Origin of the sequence: Roseivirga sp. 4D4 (assembly GCF_001747095.1) — a bacterium.
Classification (GTDB): domain Bacteria; phylum Bacteroidota; class Bacteroidia; order Cytophagales; family Cyclobacteriaceae; genus Roseivirga.
Window position 1 is genome coordinate 514,962 of sequence record NZ_MDGP01000001.1, and the last position, 22,719, is coordinate 537,680.

Sequence of the window (22,719 nt, forward strand, 5' to 3'; positions counted from 1 at the left end):
TTATTGATCATCTTTATAAAAGGTGAGAATATCTTCCAGTTTAGCCGCTGAGTCTGATCGACCTCCTGGGCGGTTTCGCATCAGCCAGAGTTCTTTATGTTTTGCAATTAATGGTCTGAGGGCATTACTTAATTCTTCTCTTTTTTCTGCTGGAATACTTTTGGTCTGAAAGTCTTCGGTTTTGAGCCTAGCAATACCCAAGTCAATACCATGCATGGCTAAAGCGGCTGCTTGTTTGAGTTCAGTATTGATAAATTCAGCATCATATGATGTTGGTTGACCTTTCTTGAGTAAGTCAATTGCCTGGAGTATTGTCTCACGTGCTTTTTCCAAGTTTTCTATTGTCAAGACCTTGGTTTGATAGTTTCCCTGCATGGTCCATAGGTAACGTCTCAAAAGTAAGTGAAAAGCATTGGCATTGCCCTTAGGTATTTTCGTGTCAAGGTAAGCGTTTCCCAGTTGTAAGACAGCCTTGGCAGTATTGCCAGTCTTGTCTTTAAATACATATTGGTTCAACTGGAATTCCAAGTGTTGTAGAGTGCTATCGGTGTAATTCCAGGCATAGCTTGCACCAATCAGAATGCTAGGATAGATCGTTGATAGGGGTTGCCAATGACCATAATCTCCCCAGTTGGTATTCAGGTATCCTTTTGCTCCATTCTCTTTACCAGTGAGCGCAGCATTTTTGAGGTTCCCGAAGGCATTCTTATTTCTGCCTATGATTGAACGCCATGATGAAGTGCCCGGGCAAACATAAAAGTCGATCCCAGCATCCTTGAACTTGGGCAGCTGTTCATCAAATGGATGATCGTCTTGGTAACCCCAAACCAATGCCGTCATGTCCTTTGGTAATTCACTAATGAGTTCCGGGTGGTTTAAGATAATGTCACCCCAAAACTGAGTTTTAAAGCCGAGTTGATTAGCCTCATTATTCAGCTTTTTGAGGTAGTTTAGATACACCTGCCCCTTACCAATTTTTTCACACTCGGCTTTGGCTTTTCCTTCACAGAGTTCCACTGTCTCATCTCCACCAATGTTGAAAAACTGACTCGAGAAATTGGGTAATACTTCGGCATAGAGAGATTTCATTAGCTCTAGCGACTTTGGGTTTGTTGGGTCAAGACTCGTTCTTTTTCTTTTCCCCCAAGCCGTTTGGCAGTCCTCTGGGCACTCGGCTAAATCAAGGTATTCATCATGTTTTAACCAGTTTTCCATATGTCCGAAGGAATTCTGGTTAGGAACCAGATCAATGTACCTGGCTTTGCAATAAGCATCCAGTGCTTGTATTTCCTCAGCAGTCAGCGGGCTGGAATTCTCCCATACTACTTTATGATCCTGATAAGCAAAGGTGTGTTCAGTGTAAAGCTGAAGCTCATTGATTTTCCAATCAGAAAGTTGATCAATCAGCTGGTATAAGCTTTCCATGGTAGGAACTTTATCACGGCTGATGTCCAGCATATAGCCTCTTCTTTCAAAATCTGGCCAGTCTTTGATGCTTAAACAGGGTAGGGGTTTGTTCTCATTGATGGAATATTCTAAAAGTTGAAGTATGGTCTGTTTGGCATAATATAAAGCAGAAAAACTATGCCCTTTTATATGCATCTCACTTCCCTGAATGTCGAGCTCATAACCTTGTTGAGGTAGGTTAATGGAGTCAAGGCTAAAGTCAAAAGAAACCTTTGAGTCAATAGGCTGAGCAATTGAGATTTCACCCAATAGGTCAACTTTCCTAAGAGAAAGCACGAAATTCCTTAGTTGACTGGCTTGTAGGTGGATGTTCGAGTAACAGCCGTCTTCAATACTTAATTTCTGAGGCGGGTTGATTAAGTATTTGTCCAAGTCATTAGCAAGGGTGCCAAGAGAAATTATTGTACTTAGACAGAGTAGAGTGACCTTTCGCATATACTTTCCAATTCGTTCAAAAGGTAGCAAATATGAGACCTAAAACGAATTGGAATGTCCGTTAAACTACGGATACTAGTCTAATCTGGCAGTGCCTCGCATTGAAGCCCGCAGGTAGAAACCATTTCAATGATTTCTCTTTCGGAGGAGTGATCATCGGCTTCCACCCTTAGAACATTATCAATGTCCTCCATATCAATTGACCATTCAAATATTTTTGGAGAATAGGCAAAGATGGAGTTGACTTTTCTGGCTTTGAGCCTGTTTTCAATATTGGTTTTAAAAATGAGCAGCTTCATAGTGCTAATGATTGAGTATTTGAATTTCTACGAATTGTCAGGGGTAAAGAATTTAATTCTGGCCGAAGCGGTGAATTATCATTGTAAACCCCTCATATCCTAGCCTGAAATGTCAGCCTTCGCAATCTAATGGATGAATATGGCTTAGTTTGATACAAAGGTGCTTGACCCCTTTGGCCGAGAGTTTATAACCGTGTTCAAAAAATTTAAAAGTGAGTATTATGAGATAATGCATAGCTGTGTTGTTTTGAGTTTGACGTTTGGGCCGGCTAATTATGGACAACAATTTTACCTTTTGTTCTTCCTTTTTCCTGAAGGATAATGGCCTTGGTGAGATCGTCCATAGGGAAGGATTTATCGATGACCGATCGAATGGCTTGACTTGACAAGAGTTCCATTAATGCTTCCAGATCTGCGGTGTCCAGTTTAGCTGCTATTCCCATAAAGGTCCTTCCACTCGTTTTGCTGGCTATCGCACCCTGACTCATGAAGCGGAGCATATGACCGAAACCACCCCAGCCTACAAGTAAAGCAATGCCCTTTGGCTTTAACATTGACTTAGCGTCTTTGACAGAACAATTCCCAACATTGTCCATTATTAAATCGAACTGAGTAGTAGTAATACGATAATCCTCTTTGTCATATGCGATCACCTTGTCCGCACCGAGTGCTAGCACGAATTCTTCGTTTTTTGCACTACAAATGGCTGTTACATTAGCTCCTATATGTTTTGCAATTTGCACAGCATAGGTACCAACCCCTCCCGAAGCACCGTTGATCAGTACGTTTTGACCTTTTTCCAGCTTACCATATTTGAGAAGGCCTTGATAGGCTGTCAATCCGGCAATGGGTACTGCAGCCGCCTCATCAAATGATACGTTCGAGGGCTTTCTGACCAGTATATCTTCCGGTACGGCTACATACTCTCCGTAAGCGCCCATTCCGCTGCCCATAATGTCACTAACCACTTCATCGCCCACTTTCCACTTTGTGGCAGAGGTACCCAGAGATACTACAATGCCAGAGACGTCACTCCCCAAGTGAGAGAATTTGGGCTTAAGGAGACCATGGCCAGCGCGAATAAGAAATGGGTCGGCTCTTAAAATTCGCCAGTCAGCGGGGTTAATCGAAGCAGACTTTATCTGGATTAAAACCTCATTTGGCTTGGGAACAGGGGTAGAGAGTTCTGTGAGTTCCAGAACTTCCGGACCCCCGTAGGTTTTTCTAACGTATGATTTCATGTTGTTTTGAATTAATTGACCAAAATCTTTTATGAAGCCTCCTGATCGTCATAGGAGAATACTTCGTGTAAGGGTACTTCGAATACCTGAGCAATTCGAAAAGCGAGTTCCAGTGAAGGTGAGTACTTACCTTTTTCAATGGCTACAATGGTTTGACGAGTGACGTCCACTTGTTCAGCGAGTTGTTGCTGTGTCATCTCATCTTTCATGAAGCGCAGCGTTCTGATTTTATTTGAAATTTTGTGCTTAGCCATTAAAACCCTCTTCTGTAAAACATCAATTGTAGACTGTTTTCAAATATCTCTGAAATAACCCCGCCCACAAGTATGGTTACAAAAAGAGCATTAGCTGAGTAATCCATGGCTTGAGTGGCCATAGCACCGACTAAGCCAATTGCAAATATGGCTTGACCAATGTTTTTGGACTTTAACTCGATTATTCGATCCCTCTCATCCATTTTATCCATTTTCTCTTTTGTAATGATGGTATTCGAAATTCCGAAAAGGATGTGAATGACTATCCTGGCGACTATGGCAATGGGTATATACGTTATCATAGTTGTGCCCCAAAATTTGAGCAATTCATCTGTGGTGAGACCAACCTGCGGTGCATCTTGAAAGATAATCCAGAAGTAAATGCCAGGCACTGCAACGGCACTGATCAGATTAACTAAACTTCTTTTTTCTTGGTATGACATCTTGAACTTATTAGTATAAAAAATTTGACCTGATGTAAAAGATTACGGACCAAATGTATAAAATGTTTTACATTGAGTAAAATAAAATATACATGATTTTTTCAAGTAGTTGACATTCAATGGGTTGAATCAAAAGAAATAATTGAGAAAGAGTTTTTAACTGAGCGTTTTTCTGAAAAGGATGGATGCGAATAGCCCTATCAAACCGAAAATGGCCAATAATCCAAACAGATACTGATGGCCCAGGGCTCCAGGGTTGTTGTCGAGAATCACTCCCATAAGTGGCCCCATAAAGATGTCAGGTGTATAACCGATTACTGAAACAAATCCGATGGCACTGCCTGTAATGGATAGCGGAATTTTTGACTCTTGAAAGAGGGCATAATACAAACCTCTTAAGCCATAAATACCAAGGCTAGTGGAGGCAATGGTTAGTGCAATCATGAGTTCCATGCCAGGTCGAAGCAAGCCTGTAGCAATAACAAAGCTGCCTGCAATGAGAATTAAGAAACTCAGGGAGGTTATTTTTGAGTGACCAAACTTATCTCCTAAGATACCGGCAGCTACTGCTGCAATGGGTCGTACCCAAAAGGAGATGGTTGCAATGTGGGCAGAGTTCACATCATTATAACCGAATACATCACTGGCGTAGAGCCCAAAGTCATCTGTACATTTATAGCCAACATAGCCACATAATAATATGATTGCCTGAAGCCAGATGGACCTCCTTTTCATGACCTCTTTGACTCCATTCAGCGATAGTTTTTGGCCGGTAGATACTTGTTCCAGATCGTCTTTGGGAAACACATACCAAACAAGGACAGCGCTGGCCGCCACAACGCCACAAAAGACAAAGATGATTTTACTGAGGGCATTTGATAGCTGATCGATGGAAGCATTTTCAACAATCGAGGGCAAAAAGGCATCTAGGAGGAGTACAGAACTTGAAGCAATTATGGCGGCTACCAATCCTCTGCCACCATCTACAATTCCATAAGATTTGCCCTGACTTTCTTCTCCTCCAAACTGACGGATTGCTTTGATATAACCTGCCCAGAAAAGTAGGATGGTACTGAGCCCCCAGAAGCCATAAAGAAGCGTTAGTGTGGCAAGTGATGGAATCATGGCCATGATAATTCCGGCTAGTGCCGTAACCAATAGGGAAACGATCAATAGCTTTTTTGGAGAGTACCGATCAGCAATCGGTCCACCAGCGAAATAAGAAATCATAGCCACAATGCCATACAATGAAAAGGCAGTACCCAACTCAAGGTTAGTAATATCAAATACTTTAAGAAAGGTGGGCCTGAAGACTCTTGTGACTACAAATGGGAGAAGGAAAACTCCCTCGCCAACCAGCATCATGGTAAAAAGTAAGAGTACCTTTCTAGCCTTCATTCGAACGAAAGGTGGTTAATAATTATTCAAATACCAATTCTCTCAGTCACGGAAAAGCCCCGAACTTTGCCAGAGTCCGGGGCCTTCAAAAGGATGTATGAAATGCCTGGTTTATTTATTGGTGTTTACTACTCGGAGTATTTTTCCATTCTCTTCATCTGTCAAAAGGTAAAGCTGACCGTCTGGCGATACTTCTGCTTTTCTCAACCTCACTCTGTCATTGATAAAGAGCTCTTCTGTGCCGATTACTTCATCGTTTTCAATGATGATTCGCCATAAATTCCCCCTGCTTAACCCGGGTAATATGATGTTTCCTCCCCATAGAGGAAACTCCAAACCATTGTAGAAGTTAAGGCCTGTTGGGGCAATGGTGTGCTGCCAGAAGTACTTAGGGTCAGTATATTCAGTACCTGGAATTTCATAGGGTTCGTAGCCTTTGGTCCTATACCCACCACTGGTTCTATTGGGCCAGCCGTAATTGGCTTTTGGTGATAGTATGTTTAGCTCATCTCCTTGAATCGTGCCATGTTCGCTAAACCAAATCTTTCCTGTTTTAGGATCTAAAGCCAAGCCTTGCGCAGCTCTGATGCCCGTAGCGTATAGCCCCGGAATAGCATCTTTTCCAAAATCTGGATTGTCTTCGGGGATGGAGCCATCGGGGTTGATTCTTATGATTTTCCCTCTTTTATCCGAAATATCCTGAGCTACAGGGATTTTTGGGTTGAGGTGTTCATAGAAATTTCGCTCTCCAACGGAGATATAGAGCTTCCCATCGCGACCGAAAATCATTCCACCTCCGTAGTGAAAAAGGCCATGAGAATATGGATCAGCTATAAACAAGGTCTCAACTTGCGTGATCTGATTCCCTTTTAGTTTACCTCGAATTACCTTGGTGGTACTGGCCTTCTCCTCATTTTCTGCAGCATAAGAAATGTAGAGGTAGCTATTGTTTTTGAACTCAGGGTCAAGGAGCACTTGAAACCACCCAGCATTAAAGCTGTGCATTTGACCATGGGTAGGGCCCGGAAAAACTCCATTGGGGTGTTTCACCGTGTCTATCAGGATTTTTCTTCCCACATCTTTGGGGAGCCCTTGAATACTTTCTCGAGTTTTCTCCTTTAAGTTGACCAGAAGTATATCTCCATCCTTCTCAGCCACAATGGCCTCTTCCTCTGAGAGGAAAGCCATGCTCCAAGGTCGGTTCAGACCTTCCATGATCACTTGTTTACCAGGTTTAGGTGTAGCCTTAGGTATGGACCAGGCGGTGGCGGCCTTCGAGATGATTTTCCAGTGTCCTTCGATTTTCTTTAGGAGCACCAGATCAATAAATTGCTTGTCAAATGAAGGAATGAGGGTTTCAATTTTCGCTGAGGCAATATCTTTTACCACATCAATGGAGAGGATTTTTCCGTACCTCTTGTTTCTCGTGCCGGGAGGCCTTCGGGTATACAGTGATGCATAGCGTTCAGCAGAATAGATCATAACTGTATCCGCATCATTATGCAGAAACATAGGCGTACCCGGGTAAAACGCACTGAGAATTTTATCTGGGTAATTGTAACTAGTTCCCTCAATAAAATCATTAAGTACCGAAGTGATTTGCTCTTGATCACTTTGTCCTTTTAGATGTAGACTAATGATCAGTAGGAGTGCTGTAAAAAGTGTATTGAGTTTCATAATTGAGTTTTTATTCAAGCTCAATTACGGAGGTGTTGGTCTGAAGGGATAGTAATGAAGGATCGAAGAAGTCTTAAATGATCATTCTGGAGTTTTTTGGACTTCCTGATCGGGAAGAAGGGTCTTTTTGTAGGCCGAAGGAGTGAGGTGGGTGATTTTTTTGAACGCCTCAAAAAAGGAGGATTTTGAGTTGAAACCAGCTTCGAAACCAATTCCTTCCAGCGATAACTCATGCCTTACTTCTATAAGTTGCTTCGCTTCATTGACCCTGTGCGCCTTTACATAATGTGAAAAGCCATGTTTATACTCTTCGTTCAAAACGCGCGATAACAAATGCCGTGACATACCTACTTGAAGCGCTAAGTCATCGAGTTTTAGCTTTGGATTTATGAAAGGCTTCCGATCCACCATAAACTGTTCCACATTTTCGAAAAGCTTGGCACCTTCTTCAAGTGGAGCTTGGGTGGTTTTTGGCGTTAAAGCTTGTTTGCCTAACAGCTTCCTCAAGGCCAAATAGTAGAAGCTTATGGAAAAAATGATAGAGCCCCAGATGTAAGTATAGCCGTCTACAAATAGGGCTATTTGATAGGTGATGGTGATGAAGATAACCGATAGCGCAATGCCCAAAATATAGCGTTCATCTGCTTTGAGTTGGCCATAGTCGCCAAATGCTTTAGTGAAAAGTGAACGTGTATAATAAAGTCCAGCTGCTACGAAGCCAGCCCAAACAATATAGATTCCCTTGACCAGATACAGATTCCAAAAACCTGGATTGGTACGATAAGGGAAAGTAAGGCCGATAACAATGATCGCGAGGAGCAAAGTCGATAGCAGAAAACCATCAGCTCGTTTAAAGTGTAGTTCATTCTTTTTCAGTGACTTGGCATATAGATAGAAAAAGGGACCGATGAAAAGGCAGGCCGAAAGCCCGATTTGAAGGATGAGTTTGTCCGTATCCCTATCGAAGTGTACCAGAACGGACTTCCCAATCCGAATGCATAAGGCAAGGATTAAGCCACCAAAATAGATATCCACGATATGCCGCCCTTTTTTCGTTAGAAGGTATAGGCTTAAGAGTACTCCATTGATGACTCCCAGGCTAGCAAAGAGAAAGAGGGCCGACATGACTACGAAATTAGTGGTTTGAGCAGTATTATTCCCTTATCCCTCCGAATTCTTGGAATGCAATCCATCCCATTCGATTGGGCTTACATCATCATGATTCAGGACTCTTGAGGCTTCTCTGTCGATCCGCATGACAAGTTTACATTCAGGATCGGGGCAGATCACTCGGGCATCTGTTTCCATCCAGTCGGCAGGATGGTTTTTCCTTTGCTTGGCGGGTAAGAGCGGGAGTGTGGATTGCAAAGCATAAAGACAGAAGTTTTTACCCTCAGGGATAGAAAGTTTTCCACCTTTAAGATAGAAAGCATCGCCAATCGCCATCTCACAAGTACAGTTACCATCAATTTTCTCGACCACCACCTTTAAGTCATAGAGCTCAAATTGGTCTTCTCTCAGTTTTGAAGTATCGCTCATTTCTGCTTCGCTTTTTCTTTTCGTCCGTAACCGAATATAACTACTATGATGACCATCACCAATAAGGCCCAGGAAACGAAATTATGGAGGCCTACTTCCAGAGGAGATACAGAAGGCACACCAAAAGCTTCACCGGAATTCGACATGTTGGTCATCAGTATTACAGGAATAAAGTAGGGGAGTAAAAATGGGAAGGTGCAGGCAACAAGGCTCAGGAGATTGGCTCGCCTGATATTTGAAATGCCCATTTTCTCACCTGTTTTGTTAGCAAACTCTGAGACCATTAAGATGGCCACGGCACTATGAGTGGTTAGCAATACTGCAGCACTGATAGTGCCTGAAATCCAGTATTCAGCCTGACGCTTGGTACTGCTTCTTTCAGCAGCATAATCGACTAGTTGTTTGATTAATCCACTCGCTTTTAAAGTGGCCACGAGGCCCATCAGTAAAATGGTAAAGAAGCTAATACCGACTGCTCGGTTAATACCATCGATGATGAAGCTCTTGGCAGTAAAATTTTCCAGATCTAAGGAAATGAGTTGGTCCATGGGTAGCAAACCCAAGCTTAGCCCCAAGGCTATCCCAAACATTAAGCCACTGATAAGGCCTACGAACAGGTGCTTACCTTTTAGGAAGAGAAAGATGATCAATACAGGAATCAATAGCATCGGCAGGCCGTCAAGGCTACCACCTACAGTCCATGGACTTTTGTTGTAAATGCTAATTGATGCACCAGCGCTGAGCCCATAGGCAATCAGCGCCAATAGCGCTACGGGAAGAATGTACTTGATTCTACTACGGACCGTAGGGCCCATTTCTGCCTTTTGGCTTAAGGCACTTACTATTGTTGTATCAGATATTGGCGCAACAAAGTCACCCACTGTAGCCCCTCCAATGATAGCCCCAGCTAAAGTAGGTAAATGAACGCCTATTTGGCCACCAGTGGGATAGAGCAGTGGAGCACAGATTAGAATGGTTGCAAAACTTGAACCAGTGGAAAGTGATACAATACAACAAATGACAAAGGTAGCCATGGCAAATGCGCCACCATGTAAATCTAGTTTTTCTGAAACCCAGATCAAGGAATCTACAAAGCCAGTGATTTGCATGAGTATGCCGATGGTTGAAGCTAGAATCCAGGCGATGATCATCACCATCACAATTCTGTTGGACATACCATCGATAATCGTTTCAGAATACGCTTTTCGATCCTTGGCCAGCAATAGCCCCAGGGCCATCGCCACAATCAGTACTGGCCAAAAACCCTTTTCGTCTGGTGCACCCGATAAGGCAATGATGATTACGCCAGTAATAAAAACCAGGAAGGGTAGGATTGTGCCCCAAATGCCGCCATAAAAGCTTAATGATCTTTCTTTATCTGATGTATCTAAGTCCATCTCCATGTCTAGGCATCATTCAGGTTATAGCGCATAATACGACCATGTTTTCCCTCTTTGTCACGTTCAAGGTCGTAAACTGGACCTTTGGGTCCGGGGCAATGTGAAATAAATTCTCTTATGCCAAAGACATCATCAGTACTCAATTGAAATTGGGTGAGTTGTTCCAATCGTTGTAAATGACTTTTATTCCGAGCTCCGATAATCACACCCGCTACCATTGGTTTTTGCAGAATGTATTGGCTGGCCACTTCGGCAATGCTAACACCATGTTTTTGGGCGATATCATTTAGCAATTCCAGCGCCTCTTGGAATTTTTTATAGCCTCCAAACTCGTCAATAATCAAACGGTACTTAATCAAGGACCTGTTTTCAAGCGGTTCTTTTGGATCAGGACTATTTAAGTATCTGTTGCTCAGAAAACCTCCGGCTACCGTTCCGTAGCAGAGAAAGGGAATGTTTTTCTCTTTGGCAAGCGCTTCCATGTCGCTTTCGGGCCGATGATCCAGAATAGAATATTGAACTTGGTTGGAAACGACATCAACACCAGCTTCAAGAATCTCTCTCAAGTGCTGAGCATCAAAGTTCGTTACACCGATATATCTGATTTTCCCTTGCTTTTGAAGTTCAGCCAGGTGTAAGGCTGTTCCAACATAATTGTCGAATTGATAATCCCACCATGAGAATTGTACCAGATCCAATCGCTCAACCCCCAAACGTTTTAAAGATCTGTCAATGATTTTGGTAGTGTCGTCAAGCGTCAGTGTTGAAAGCGCATTATAATCAGGAACATACTTAGTGTGGACTTGAACTGGAGCCAATTCTCCCGATGCGATAGCTGGGGTATACTTTTTGAGGAATTTTCCGATCAGTTCTTCTACTCCTGTATAGATATCAGCGCAGTCGAAGGTGGTTATGCCCGCTTCTACAAAGGCATGCATATCTTCAATGGCCTGTTGCTCATCGATCTTGCCGTGCCCACCAGCCAGATGCCATCCACCTTTAATCACTTTAGAAATGGAATAGCCGGGCCTAATTTCAATCCTATCCATTCTTGTTATTTGGAAATGATTTGCTGAAAAATACCGTGGAATTCATCAATAGGAATAGGGCCTGCCTTCATAATGGTGTCCATAAATAGTTTTAGATCGAAGGATGAACCAAGTCTATTCTTTTCGGATTCAAGCAGGGCGCTAAACTGCGCTCCACCCAAGAAGTAAGAGGTGAGTTGCATAGGCGACCTCATAATCCTTCCCCAAAGACTCTTGGCAAACTGGGGGGCTAGTAAGGATCTTTCGGTAGAGAATTTCATGACCTGCTCTTGTGTCCACCCTTGCGTATGCACTTGAACGGAGGTATATGCCCGATTGGCATTCTCAAGTCGCTTTCTTAAATGAGCCAGCATAGTCAGGTGGTTCCCGGCTTGCCATCCGGCATCCAGCAGTACACGTTCGGTGAATGTGGCCCATCCTTCGGTATAGATACCGAAAGGGAAAAGTAGGCGAACGGGATGTGGCGTTTCGCGACTGATCTTCATTTGCATATAATGGCCTGGCAATAACTCATGAATGACGATCATGCGGTTGAAAGGCTTGTTGAATGACGCCCAAAAGTCAATTTGTTCCTGTTTTGGCAGTGTCTCTGGAATCGAAGGAAGATATAGGGTAGTTACGGGATTAGGATCAAATGGTGGAGCACTACTTACCCAACCAATTCTGGCTTGTGCACCAGCACTTTCTGGAGCTGTTTTGATCTCAAGGGTATTGTTCTTTGGCAGTGTGGCAATACCATTTACTTCAATAAATAGCATGGCATCGGCAGCCAGTTCTTGCCAAAAATCCAAATAGTCCTGCGCATTTAGAGGAGCATCTTTTTCCATATCACCCAAGGCCGTCTTGGTCAATTCTTCTAAAGAGTTTGGTAAAGGCTTGTCAGGATATTGCTCGCTCAAATACTGACGTGATACTTCCGCCATTAACGTTCTTACAGTATCAATTTCTTGAAGTGCTATTGCTGCTAGTGCTTCAGGTGTTAAGTCACTGTCTGTGTAAAGCGACAATCTCCGACTGTATTCAGCATTGCCTAGAATTGGACTTGAACTCACAGCATAGGGCATAAGCTTCTTCTTGGCACGTGTCATTAAGCCTTTGATCGCCCAGATGGCCTCCTTGATCAGTTGATCATAATCACAATTCGATTGATATCCCTTGATGATGACCTTAAAGTCATTTGATAAGTATTCAACCAATGCTCCCAGTCGGGCATTGGCTCTACTGGCATCTCTGGTCTTGACGCTTTTCAGTTTTGTACGGCCATAGTCGCTAATCTGCCTGATGCTTGCCAATCGTTGACAGAACAAATTAGCCCGTTCTTGTTCTGTTAGAAAGTCCGCACTTGTAACGCTTCGAAGCGTGGAAGTAATTAGGTTGCTATAAAAGGCCAGGGAGTTTAGGTGAGGTTGTTCTTTTGTCCATTTGTGAATCTCTTCTTTGACCTGAACCCTAAGAAGTCGACCATTGATGGTCTTGTTGGATATGTTAGGGAGTAGTTTCTTGTTAAATGAGATCCATGTCTTAATTTTTCTTGGTGATGGATCTTCATATTGATAGATAGCATCATGCATTCCGGCTGATAAGGCTCGAGAAGGATAAAAAGCCTTCCAAATGTCAATGTAACCCTCGCTTTGGCTTTGTGCTCTCAACACAGTTTGTGAACCAAGAAGTATGAGTATTAGAAAGACGCTATGGGTTTTCATTTCAGGACAGGTCGAAGATTAGAAGGGAAAGATAAGGATTGAGCCTGAGAATTTATAGAGACCAATAGACGGACTAGTCGTTATCTGTTGCTTCATTGGCTATCGCCTCTCGAATTCTTGATTGAAGGCCTTTGGCTATCATATGATTAGAGTCTGCCGCTACCACACGATCGACCAGCTCGCTTGCCTTTTCGAGGCTATCAAATGAGATGTAGATGTTGGCTTTTAGCATCAACGGACTCAAATAAGAAGGATCACTCAGCTTTTCATCCAATACCAATGATAGTGCCATAGCCCGATCCGTGTTACCCAGTTCAAGTTCAAGGTCTGCTGCATAAGCAAGGTAGAAGCCTAATTGTTGCTGCTCAGCAGAGGCTAAAATATTAAGTGAATCAAGGGCGACTCGAGCGCCATGAATGGCGTGTAGGAACTCAATATACTCAGCCTTAAAGTAGTTGTCGCTAGGATACTTGCGACTAAATTTCCCGAAGTTCCTTTCGGCCAGCTCTACACGTCTTCTGTTGGCTTCTGGAGAGTTTGGAATGCCCAAACCTCTGTTATTCGCAGATTGCATGCTCAACAGATTCACATCAAGGAGCATTCGTTCGTCCTCTCCGGCATTGTCCTTAAGACTATCTAGTTCCGCAAAAAGTCGTTGTCTTTCTTCCAGATTTCGGGTGATCCGGCCAATCATGCTTTTACCAAGTAGCCAGTCAGGATCGAGTGCCGAAGCCTTTCGAAACGCAACTTCAGATTCAGTCCAGCGACCATTGTCCAGAATTTCTTCCCAGCCTTTTAAGAAGTAATATCTGGCAGAGTCAACCTCAGTGCCATAATTAGGGATAAAAGAGTGCTCGGTTTTGCTGCATGACAATGATGCAAAGGCTATCAATAATAATCCTAAACACTTGATGTGGAGTGACAATGGGAGGTTCAAGGCTTCTGGCAAATGACTATAGATTTGGTTCGGGTAAGTTGGTCAAAAGATTAATCATTAGCAATAAGGAATCTGACCTGAGTACAAGGACATGTCGGAATACTTCTAAGAATAATTGCTTACTTTCGGTTACATCATTCTTAACGGAATACGCTAGGCACTACCAATGTCAGGATTTGACAAACTCAATAATTTCTGGGAAGAACTAAAGAAGCGCAATGTAGTTCGCGCTTTTATTTTCTATGCTGTTTCGGCTTGGTTGATCATCCAGTTTGTTGCCACGGTATTCCCATATCTGAATTTCCCAAAATGGGCAACTACTGCTGTAATTGTCACCTTATTGGCGGGGGCTCCAATAGTTCTAATAGTCTCTTGGATCTATGAATTGACCACCGATGGTCTTAAGAAGACAGATTCAGTTGACACGGAAAAATCGACCTCGGTCAATACAGGAAAACGCCTGAACAGACTCACTATTTCAATTTTGAGTTTGGCTGTATTCTTCCTGCTGGTTGATAAATTCTATCTCAGTGCGGAAAGGTCATCAGAAACAGAAAGAACGGAATCGATAGCCGTTTTTCCATTTTCGGTTCAAGGAGGGATCAAAATTCAGTACTTAAAAGATGGCATGGTTGACCTGATCAGTGGCAAGCTGGATGCTATGCCGGGATTAAATGCCACGGATCCGAATATTATTCTTGGTGTTGCTAATTCCAAAGGCCTTGATAATAGAAACCCTGTTGCTGCTGCTAAAGCTGCGGCTGAGCTAGGAGCAAATAGAGTAATCTTAGGGAGTATTACTCAAGTAGGAGAGTTACTTGAGGTCAAGATTTCTAAATATAACAAGGAAGGTCAGCCGGTTGGCAATCCGATTATTGAAGACGGAACGGAAACCGAGCTGATGAGTAGGATTGATAATATCATCAGAAGATTGGTAGCAGATGAGCTCAATGAGCAAGGAAGTAAGTTTGATAGTGAAGCGGTGTTGACCACTAATAAACTGGAGAGCATTGTTCCTTTTCTTAGAGGAATACAACTGGCAAGGGTTGGTAAACACAAGGAGGCATTAGGTTTTTTTAGAGAAAGTGTCGAAGCAGATACCAATTTTGTCCTCGGTTATTATCGATATGTTGAAAACGCGGGATGGATAGACGCGGTTAGAAATTCGGAAAGAAGATTAACAGAATATAGTCCTTATTTCGATCGATTAGAAACACTGAGTAAAGACCTGAAAGGAAAAAATGGAGAGGTCGTTCGAGCTAGGATGGCCTACCTTAATTCAGATATCTCATCTGAAGACCAATTCCGTAAGCTCCTAAGTAAATATGGAGAATCAGTCGAAATTCTTAACGGTCTGGCAGAGTCGATTTTTCATCATCGGCCTATAGTGGCAGGTAACCAGGTTGACGCCAAACCTTATTTTGAGCGATTGATTGAACTTGATCCTACTAAGGACGAATACTTTATTCACATCATAGAAATTGAGGAGGAAGAAGGTGATCTTGAATCCTTCAATGCCTATGCTGCTCGCCTGAACCCGGAATCTGAACAGCAATATGGCATACCTTTTAGGCGAGTAATGCTTCAGGATTCGGTCTCTGATAAGGAAATCATGGAATTATCTCAGATTTTAAAACCTAATTTTGGCTTTGTCACAAGGCGAAAAATTCAACTCTATGATGGATTTAAGGTAGGGAAAAGAGTACAGGCAATCGATGAACGTTTTTCTAGTCAAGACAACTGGTTTGGTTTTCTGGAACCCAGTTTTGGCGGTCAGCATGATACCTTAGTTGTAAAAGATTTTGCATCTTTTGATCAAACCGGAGCACTACGCGATCTCCTTTTGCTTATGGTACAAGCCAGTTTCGAGGAGATTCCGCTTTGGAAGAAATATGCTCATGACCTCATAACCAAGCTTAGGGCAACTAAGGAAGTACTAATCAAGATGTTTCCCGATAGGTCCCAAGTAGAAATGGATTACATGATAGGCTTAGCATTTTTGTATGATGATAGTTTGGCTGAAGCCAATGAGCAGCTAGAAATAATCAAGAGTTACTTTGATGATGAAACGGTAACTCCTTTAGGAAAAGTAAAGGATCAGGCAAGGTTGCTATACTTTAATTTGGCGGGTTTTATAGATTACACTCGTGGAGATATGGAGAGTGCAGAGACCAAATTCGATTCGGCAGTGACCAGGGTAAAGAGGGTGGCTTTGGACTATGCCACAATCCTGTCGAAACCACGAAACTTTCATTTAGCAGAAATGAAAATCATGGAGGGAAGTTATAAGGAAGCCTTAGAAATTTACCTTAACACCTTAGAGACACAGTCGTTCAATATTGTATTCTCTAGCTTCACCTGGGGTTTTAATGTGTACCGTATTGCCCAAATGTATGATAAGCTAGAAAGAAAAGATGAAGCTATAGCGTATTACAAGACTTTCACGGAAGCCTATCGGAATGCTGACGAAATGTATGCGCCTTGGGTAGATGATGCCTATAGTAGATTATCAGTATTGGTAGAAAGACCCGAGGAAGAATTAAGAGGTCAAATCAACTAAAAGATGATTTTCTTACTCCGAAAACTGAGAAACAAGATGATATAAGGCGGTAAGGTTAGACGCTATCTTCTGTATGCTGTAGGCGAAATTCTCCTAGTTGTGATCGGGATTATTTTGGCGGTTCAGGTGAACAACTGGAACCAAAAACGCAACCTCGAAAAGTCTGCAGAGGCTCACCTAGTAATTTTCAAGCAAAACCTGGAGGTAGACCTTCAAGAACTGAAGCGCCTGGATAGCTTGGTTCAAATACAATATCAGGCTGCGGATTCTCTTTTAAAACAGTTTAAAACGCTCATCCCTATAAGTGATCGTTTTGCAGGTAACCTCACTAATCTGGTATTGGAGTATAATTTTAAAGCTGAAAGGAATGGGTTTATCCTCTTGAATAAATCTGGAGAGATTGCAGCATTAACCGATAAACTTCAGAATCAAATCGCGGAATACTATGCGTTAGTAGAGGGGTTGAAAGAAAGGGAGGCCATTTCAAATACCTTTATCAAAGATAAGTACGAGGTGGCAGTCATGATTCAACACCCTGACCTATGGGGAAAGCATAACACACAGGCAGAGATAGTCCCTTTTTATACAGACGATCCGCGCCCCACGGCCAACTTGGATTATAAATCCATCTTGTCGGACAAAAGCATGGAAGTTTTGGTCTTAGGTAGGAGTTTCCAAATCGTTGAGCAGCTGAAGAAGTATAAAGAGGCGATTAAGGCCCTGAAAGAGCTTATTTCAATGATAGAGAATAACTAATTTCTATTGATCTACATATTTAATGTTGCCATTGAAGAATGATCGGTTAACTTTATTAGCCGATCATTTTTCGTTTAAAGCCATCATCCAATGTCACTGAAACCACAGATTTGTGAACACCTCCAAACTTTGGAGGTAAATCCACCTGATAAGTATGTGTGTGACGAATGCACCAAAACTGGTGACTCTTGGCTGCACCTAAGAAAGTGTCAAACCTGTGGAACTACCCTGTGTTGCGACTCGTCACCTAATCAACATGCTCGAAAGCATGCTGAATCTCATGAAGGTCACAGCGTGGTGGTTTCAGCCGAACCTGGAGAAAAATGGTCTTATTGCTTTGAGCATGATAGTTTCAATCCAAAGGCCTATTAATGTCCATTGAAAGCAGACTCAAAACGGATGACTTAGGAGGAGAATTCCAGTTGTGGGAAGGTGATGCGATGCTTGCCCACATGATGTTTTCCAGACCTTTTCCTGATCGGATCATTGTCCAACATACTCAAGTGGATCAATCCCAAAAAGGAAAAGGCTTAGGGAAGCGGCTGTTTGATCAAATGATTGAATATGCCAAATCCAATGAACTTTCAGTAGTCCCAAGGTGCAATTTCACGCAAAAGATGTTCGAAAGATATCCTGAGCATAATAGCTTGCTTTGAGATCGCCTACTGACTAGAGGTGTTCAGCGACCTCTCAGGTTAATCAAAGATCATCTGCAAATTGAATACTGATTTGTGAGAATGCCTTATCTCTTATCCATACCAATTTCTGATACTCTTCTCCGTCAAACATTTCGACTAATGCTTCCTTAGAGGGGAAGTCCATAATCAGCAGGTGGGTAAAGGTTGGGTCTCCCAGATAGGTAGTGTCAATTTTACTTCTCTTGACTACCTTACCTCCCAATTCTAACAACATAGGCATTACTCCTTCGACATAGGTCTTTAGCGATTCTTGCTGTGTCATATTAGGTGTTGAGGTTACTATAAGCGTAGTTTTTGAGTCTTCTTGAATCATCATTGCGTTATCTTTTTGAGTTGAACTAAGTAATAGGCTAAGGCAGGTGCTTAATATGGAAATGCGCTTCTTCATGACTGGTTTGCCTGAACCTTGTAATTACCAGGAGTGAACTGAAATGATTTCATCAGTCTGGTCCAAGTGTTGATTTGAGTGATAGCCAGCGTCAAGTAGCATATTTCTTCCTTTGAAAAATGTATGAGCAATGCATCGAATATTTGATCTTTCAATGGCCCTCGCGTTAAACGTGTGAGGCTGTCAGCATAGGCTAGGACGCTTCGTTCGACAGGAGTATAATAGGGCGTGTCTTCCCATACACAGACGGAAGAAAGTCTCAATTCTGTCTCATTAAGATGCTTCAGTTCTTTATGGTGCATATCAACGCAATATGCACAGCCATTTTTTTGAGCTACTCTTAATCTCAAAAGTTCAAGCAGATGAGTGCTTAGGCCATAGTTCTTAATTAGAAGCTCAATGTCCATGAGCTTATCAAACATTTCTTTGGGGACTTCTTGATAGGATATTCGTTCCATAATTTTCGATTTTAATTATGGGATCAAATGTATGTTGCGCGTAGAGCAACGCTCCTTAAGATATCTTAAGAAATTAACCTTTACGTAACTGGCTTAAATATTCAGGAGTGATGTCTAGGTAAGATGCAATCATATAAAGTGGAACTCTTTGTGCAAAGTCAGGTATCCATTCCACAAAGTGTTCGTAGCGTATTTTGCTATTCATTTTCATATAGAACCCATATCTCCGTTGAATGGCAATGACCATGTTTTCCGCTACAATTCTAAAGAACCTTTCCAACTGAGGAATTTGACTTAAAGACTTCTCGAACTCAACTTTATTTATGCTCAGTGTGGTTGTTTCTTCTACCGCCTGAATGTCGATGTTAGAAGGTTTTTGGAGTGCAAAACTTTCTGTGTTAGTCACCCACCAGTTTTCGATAGCGAACTGTGTGATTTTCTCGGTTCCTTTTTCATCTATATAGAAGGATCTGACTAGACCTTTCAGAATAAAGTGTTTGTGTCTACAGGTTTCACCTTCTTTCAATAAGAAGTCTTTCTTCTGATAAGTGTTTTGCTCAAAACAAGCATAAAATGCTTCGAATTCGTCCTCACTAAGTGTGATGTGTCTCTCAAGGTATTTGCGTAGCTGGCTTTTCATAGGTAGGTGGTAATTTCGGCAAGGCATTTCAAAAGAACCAGATAAATCAGTCGATATACCCTACCAAATCGCTGTGGTAGAGCTTTAGTAACTTTGGTTACTTTTGAACAAATGAATCGCCCTACTTTTGTGTGATCATTTAATGAACCTACAATTGAAGCAGTTTTTTCCAATACTCAGCTGGTTGCCCAACTATAAGAGGGATTATTTAAGCAATGATCTTTTTGCAGGGTTGACGGTTGGAGTTATGCTAATTCCTCAGGGAATGGCTTATGCTCTAATCGCTGGATTACCTCCAGTATATGGTCTTTACGCTTCTGTAGTGCCACAGATCATCTATGCCATCTTTGGCACATCTCGACAGTTGTCAGTAGCACCAGTTGCCATGGATTCTCTGCTTGTCGCAACAGGCGTTTCGGTCCTTGCAACCGAGGGTACTGATGCCTATGTCACTTTTGCCATTATGCTGGCCTTATTTATGGGGATAGCGCAATTCAGCTTGGGTTTGATCAGAATGGGCTTTATTACCAATCTATTGTCGAAGCCCGTCATCAGTGGTTTTACCTCGGCAGCCGCATTGATCATAGGCCTTAACCAATTAAAATATTTGCTAGGGATAGATGTGGCAAGAGGCCACGAAATTCATAAAGTCTTGGCAAGTGCCTTTGAAAAGATAGGAGAGGTGCATTGGCTAACCTTAATCATTGGCTTGGCAGGAATCGCATTCATCAAGCTTTCCAAAAGACTCAGCTCTAAACTACCCGGAGCCCTTATAGCGGTGGTGGTAGGGATATTGGTGGTCTTTGCATTAGGTTTGGACGAAAAAGGAGTGAGCGTAGTACGCGATATTCCTCAAGGTTTACCTGCTTTCATAATACCTAATGTATCCTGGGAACTGGTAGAGAAGCTCTTGCCATTGTCACTGACTATTGCTGTGGTGGCTTATATGGAGGCTTTCTCTGTGGCAAAAGCTATTGAATCGAAAAGAAGAAATTATAAGGTGATGCCTAATCAGGAGTTGATCGCTTTGGGTGCTGCAAATATTGTAGGCTCTCTGTTTCAGAGTTACCCGGTTACCGGAGGCTTTTCACGATCTGCTGTCAATGAGCAGGCCGGTGCACAAACTCCGTTGGCTTCAATCATCAGTGCTGTTTTGGTCGCGTTAACGCTATTATTCTTAACGCCACTTTTCTACCATCTTCCACATGCTATACTCGCAGCTATCATAATGGTGGCGGTCTCAGGTTTGATTGATACCAAATACGTGCTCACGCTTTGGAAAACGAATAAAGTGGAGTTGGGACTTCTGCTGGCTACCGCTCTGGTCACTTTGACTTTCGGCATGGTACCGGGTATTGTTTCAGGGATTATACTTTCGGTACTGATACTGCTTTTTAAGGCAGCGAACCCGCATATGGCTTTGTTAGGTCGAGTTAATGGCTTTTCAGAATATCGAAACCTCAAGCGCTTTGATGATCTGGAAACCTGGGATGAACTAATGATTGTGAGGGTAGATGTTCCTTTCGTGTTTGTGAATATTCAAACCATCAAAGAGAGAATCATCAATGAGGCGCTGAAAAGAGATGAGAAATTGAAATTTGTGATTTTAGATGCCGCTTCCGTGGTGCACATGGATGCTACTGGAATTATTGGTGTCAGAGATCTGATAGAATCCTTGAAGGAAAAGGAGATTACACTTTTATTTGCAGAGGTAATTGGACCCGTTAGGGATGCCCTTTACAAGAATGACTTGGTGAATATCAAATCTGGAGAAACCTTCTTTCTAACGACAGACGATGCAGTGAAATATTGCTTGTCTGAAGAAGTGGAGGCGTCTCGCACCAAACTAGCCTTGCAAACCAATGCCTAGTGTAACAAGAGTTACAGTCTTTGATTGATCAAGGAACGTAATTTGAAATATGAACGTCTTAGGACTGTAGAGAAAGAAAAAAGAGAACGATGAATATAGAACAGATTTATACAGGTTGCCTGGCACAAGGCGCTTACTACATAGAAAGCAAAGGTGAAGTAGCGATTATAGATCCACTTCGTGAAACACACCCTTATTTGGCCAAGGCTGAAAAAGATAATGCCTCGATAAAGTATATTTTCGAGACCCACTTCCATGCCGATTTCGTTTCGGGTCATCTAGACCTAGCCAAGAAAACGGGTGCCACAATTGTTTATGGACCTGGAGCCAAAACCAGTTATGATATTCATGAAGCGCATGACGATGAAGTTTTTGAATTGGGTGATATAAAGATTAAAGTACTTCACACCCCAGGTCATACCCCAGAAAGCTCTACTTTCTTGCTGATCGATGAGCAGGGTATGGAGCATGCTATTTTCAGTGGAGATACCTTGTTTATTGGCGATGTCGGCCGACCTGATTTAGCGGTTAAATCTGATCTGAGTCAAGAAGATTTGGCTGGGATGCTTTTTGAGAGCCTGCGAAATAAGATCATGACGCTTCCAGATGATGTTATCGTTTATCCTGCACATGGTGCTGGTTCAGCATGTGGTAAGAACATGAGCAAGGAAACGACCGATCTTTTGGGTAATCAGAAGAAGGTTAATTATGCGCTCAGGGCAGATATGACCAAGGAAGAATTTATCAAGGAAGTTACTGAGGGCATCTTGCCTCCGCCTCAGTATTTTGCTAAGAATGCCATGCTCAATAAGACAGGGGTTGATAGCTTGGATGATGTGATGGCTAAAGGCAATGTAGCCCTTGATGTCGAAACTTTTGAAGCCATGGCCAACCATGAAGGTGCGCTTGTACTGGATACACGTCATCAATCAGATTTCGTAAAAGGATTCATTCCTAATTCAATCTTCATTGGTGTTGACGGAAGTTTTGCCCCTTGGGTAGGTGCCTTGATTGCTGACTTGCAACAGCCGATCGTTTTGCTTGCAGACGAAGGTAGAGAAGAAGAAGTCATTACAAGGCTTTCACGAGTAGGCTATGACAATACGCTCGGTTATCTCCAAGGAGGTATTGAAGCCTGGAAAGCTGCGGGTAAGGAAATTGATACCATTGTATCGGTAGGTGCTGACACCTTAAAAGAGAAGTTAGCAACAGAGCAAATCAATGTACTGGATGTGAGAAAGCCGGGAGAATATCAGGCAGAGCATATTGAAAAGGCTAAGAATACACCGCTAGACTTTATTAATGATGAGATGCATCGTATCGATAAGGACAAGGAGTACTACGTACACTGTGCAGGTGGTTATCGATCAGTGATATTTGCTTCTATTCTGAAATCACGTGGTTATGACAAAGTGATTGATGTAGCGGGCGGCTTTGGTGCTATTGTCAAAGAAGGAATTCCGGTAACAGATTTTGTCTGTCCAAGCACACTCGATTAGTATTTAAA

22 protein-coding genes are annotated in these 22,719 nt (G+C 42.5%); 6 read left to right on the forward strand and 16 right to left on the reverse strand.

Annotated elements, in window-relative coordinates; genetic code table 11:
• From BFP97_RS02180 to BFP97_RS02240, 13 genes are all read right to left on the reverse strand, one after another.
• A complete protein-coding gene (locus BFP97_RS02180; protein WP_069840845.1) occupies positions 1–1,902 on the reverse strand; it encodes a beta-N-acetylhexosaminidase in 1,902 nt (633 codons plus the stop codon).
• A gap of 80 nt (positions 1,903–1,982) precedes the next feature.
• Positions 1,983–2,201 (reverse strand): hypothetical protein, encoded by a 219-nt coding sequence (locus tag BFP97_RS02185; RefSeq protein WP_069840846.1) that lies wholly within the window; start codon positions 2,199–2,201, stop codon positions 1,983–1,985.
• A gap of 269 nt (positions 2,202–2,470) precedes the next feature.
• On the reverse strand, positions 2,471–3,442 hold the full coding sequence (locus BFP97_RS02190; RefSeq protein WP_069840847.1) for an NAD(P)-dependent alcohol dehydrogenase: 972 nt from the start codon (positions 3,440–3,442) through the stop codon (positions 2,471–2,473).
• Between the two features lie 29 nt (positions 3,443–3,471).
• Positions 3,472–3,696 (reverse strand): helix-turn-helix transcriptional regulator, encoded by a 225-nt coding sequence (locus tag BFP97_RS02195; protein WP_069840848.1) that lies wholly within the window; start codon positions 3,694–3,696, stop codon positions 3,472–3,474.
• Positions 3,696–4,139 carry a hypothetical protein gene (locus tag BFP97_RS02200; protein ID WP_069840849.1) on the reverse strand — a complete coding sequence of 148 codons (444 nt, stop codon included), beginning with the start codon at positions 4,137–4,139 and terminating at the stop codon, positions 3,696–3,698. Before BFP97_RS02200 ends, BFP97_RS02195 begins: the two co-directional genes overlap by 1 nt.
• A gap of 156 nt (positions 4,140–4,295) precedes the next feature.
• The gene (locus tag BFP97_RS02205; protein ID WP_069840850.1) at positions 4,296–5,537 is read right to left on the reverse strand and encodes an MFS transporter; all 1,242 of its coding nucleotides are present in this window, start codon (positions 5,535–5,537) and stop codon (positions 4,296–4,298) included.
• Positions 5,538–5,648: 111 nt separating this feature from the next.
• Positions 5,649–7,214 (reverse strand): PQQ-dependent sugar dehydrogenase, encoded by a 1,566-nt coding sequence (locus BFP97_RS02210; protein ID WP_069840851.1) that lies wholly within the window; start codon positions 7,212–7,214, stop codon positions 5,649–5,651.
• A gap of 81 nt (positions 7,215–7,295) precedes the next feature.
• A complete protein-coding gene (locus BFP97_RS02215) occupies positions 7,296–8,339 on the reverse strand; it encodes a helix-turn-helix domain-containing protein (RefSeq protein ID WP_069840852.1) in 1,044 nt (347 codons plus the stop codon).
• Positions 8,340–8,375: 36 nt separating this feature from the next.
• Positions 8,376–8,753 (reverse strand): TIGR04076 family protein, encoded by a 378-nt coding sequence (locus BFP97_RS02220; protein WP_069840853.1) that lies wholly within the window; start codon positions 8,751–8,753, stop codon positions 8,376–8,378.
• The gene (locus BFP97_RS02225) at positions 8,750–10,150 is read right to left on the reverse strand and encodes a Na+/H+ antiporter NhaC family protein (protein WP_221406585.1); all 1,401 of its coding nucleotides are present in this window, start codon (positions 10,148–10,150) and stop codon (positions 8,750–8,752) included. Before BFP97_RS02225 ends, BFP97_RS02220 begins: the two co-directional genes overlap by 4 nt.
• A gap of 8 nt (positions 10,151–10,158) precedes the next feature.
• Positions 10,159–11,202, reverse strand: coding sequence for an aldo/keto reductase (locus tag BFP97_RS02230; RefSeq protein ID WP_069840855.1), 1,044 nt, complete (start codon positions 11,200–11,202; stop codon positions 10,159–10,161).
• Positions 11,203–11,207: 5 nt separating this feature from the next.
• Positions 11,208–12,905, reverse strand: coding sequence for a DUF885 family protein (locus BFP97_RS02235; protein ID WP_069840856.1), 1,698 nt, complete (start codon positions 12,903–12,905; stop codon positions 11,208–11,210).
• A 73-nt stretch (positions 12,906–12,978) separates the two neighbouring features.
• Positions 12,979–13,854 carry a hypothetical protein gene (locus tag BFP97_RS02240; protein ID WP_069840857.1) on the reverse strand — a complete coding sequence of 292 codons (876 nt, stop codon included), beginning with the start codon at positions 13,852–13,854 and terminating at the stop codon, positions 12,979–12,981.
• A gap of 154 nt (positions 13,855–14,008) precedes the next feature.
• On the opposite strand from BFP97_RS02240, the gene BFP97_RS02245 reads away from it, so the two are divergent.
• The 4 genes from BFP97_RS02245 (at position 14,009) to BFP97_RS02260 (ending at position 17,814) form a co-directional block, all read left to right on the forward strand.
• Positions 14,009–16,402 (forward strand): tetratricopeptide repeat protein, encoded by a 2,394-nt coding sequence (locus BFP97_RS02245; RefSeq protein WP_069840858.1) that lies wholly within the window; start codon positions 14,009–14,011, stop codon positions 16,400–16,402.
• An 87-nt stretch (positions 16,403–16,489) separates the two neighbouring features.
• Complete coding sequence (locus BFP97_RS02250) at positions 16,490–17,158, forward strand: hypothetical protein (RefSeq protein ID WP_255399549.1); 669 nt, start codon at positions 16,490–16,492, stop codon at positions 17,156–17,158.
• 90 nt (positions 17,159–17,248) lie between these two features.
• On the forward strand, positions 17,249–17,530 hold the full coding sequence (locus BFP97_RS02255) for a UBP-type zinc finger domain-containing protein (protein WP_069840860.1): 282 nt from the start codon (positions 17,249–17,251) through the stop codon (positions 17,528–17,530).
• Entirely contained in the window at positions 17,530–17,814 is a 285-nt protein-coding gene (locus BFP97_RS02260) for a GNAT family N-acetyltransferase (RefSeq protein WP_069840861.1), read from the forward strand. Before BFP97_RS02255 ends, BFP97_RS02260 begins: the two co-directional genes overlap by 1 nt.
• 43 nt (positions 17,815–17,857) lie before the next feature.
• On the opposite strand, the gene BFP97_RS02265 is transcribed toward BFP97_RS02260, so the two are convergent.
• From BFP97_RS02265 to BFP97_RS02275, 3 genes are all read right to left on the reverse strand, one after another.
• Entirely contained in the window at positions 17,858–18,244 is a 387-nt protein-coding gene (locus BFP97_RS02265) for a DUF1330 domain-containing protein (protein ID WP_083262389.1), read from the reverse strand.
• Positions 18,241–18,702, reverse strand: coding sequence for a carboxymuconolactone decarboxylase family protein (locus BFP97_RS02270; protein WP_069840863.1), 462 nt, complete (start codon positions 18,700–18,702; stop codon positions 18,241–18,243). The genes BFP97_RS02265 and BFP97_RS02270 overlap by 4 nt, the downstream gene beginning before the upstream one ends.
• 73 nt (positions 18,703–18,775) lie before the next feature.
• Positions 18,776–19,342: a Crp/Fnr family transcriptional regulator gene (locus BFP97_RS02275; protein WP_069840864.1), complete on the reverse strand. Its 567-nt coding sequence runs from the start codon at positions 19,340–19,342 to the stop codon at positions 18,776–18,778.
• A 154-nt stretch (positions 19,343–19,496) separates the two neighbouring features.
• Here BFP97_RS02275 and BFP97_RS02280 point away from each other — a divergent pair, with 154 nt between their 5' ends.
• Positions 19,497–21,212 carry a SulP family inorganic anion transporter gene (locus tag BFP97_RS02280; protein WP_255399314.1) on the forward strand — a complete coding sequence of 572 codons (1,716 nt, stop codon included), beginning with the start codon at positions 19,497–19,499 and terminating at the stop codon, positions 21,210–21,212.
• A gap of 89 nt (positions 21,213–21,301) precedes the next feature.
• The gene (locus BFP97_RS02285) at positions 21,302–22,711 is read left to right on the forward strand and encodes an MBL fold metallo-hydrolase (protein WP_069840866.1); all 1,410 of its coding nucleotides are present in this window, start codon (positions 21,302–21,304) and stop codon (positions 22,709–22,711) included.
• The last annotated feature ends 8 nt before the right edge of the window (positions 22,712–22,719 follow it).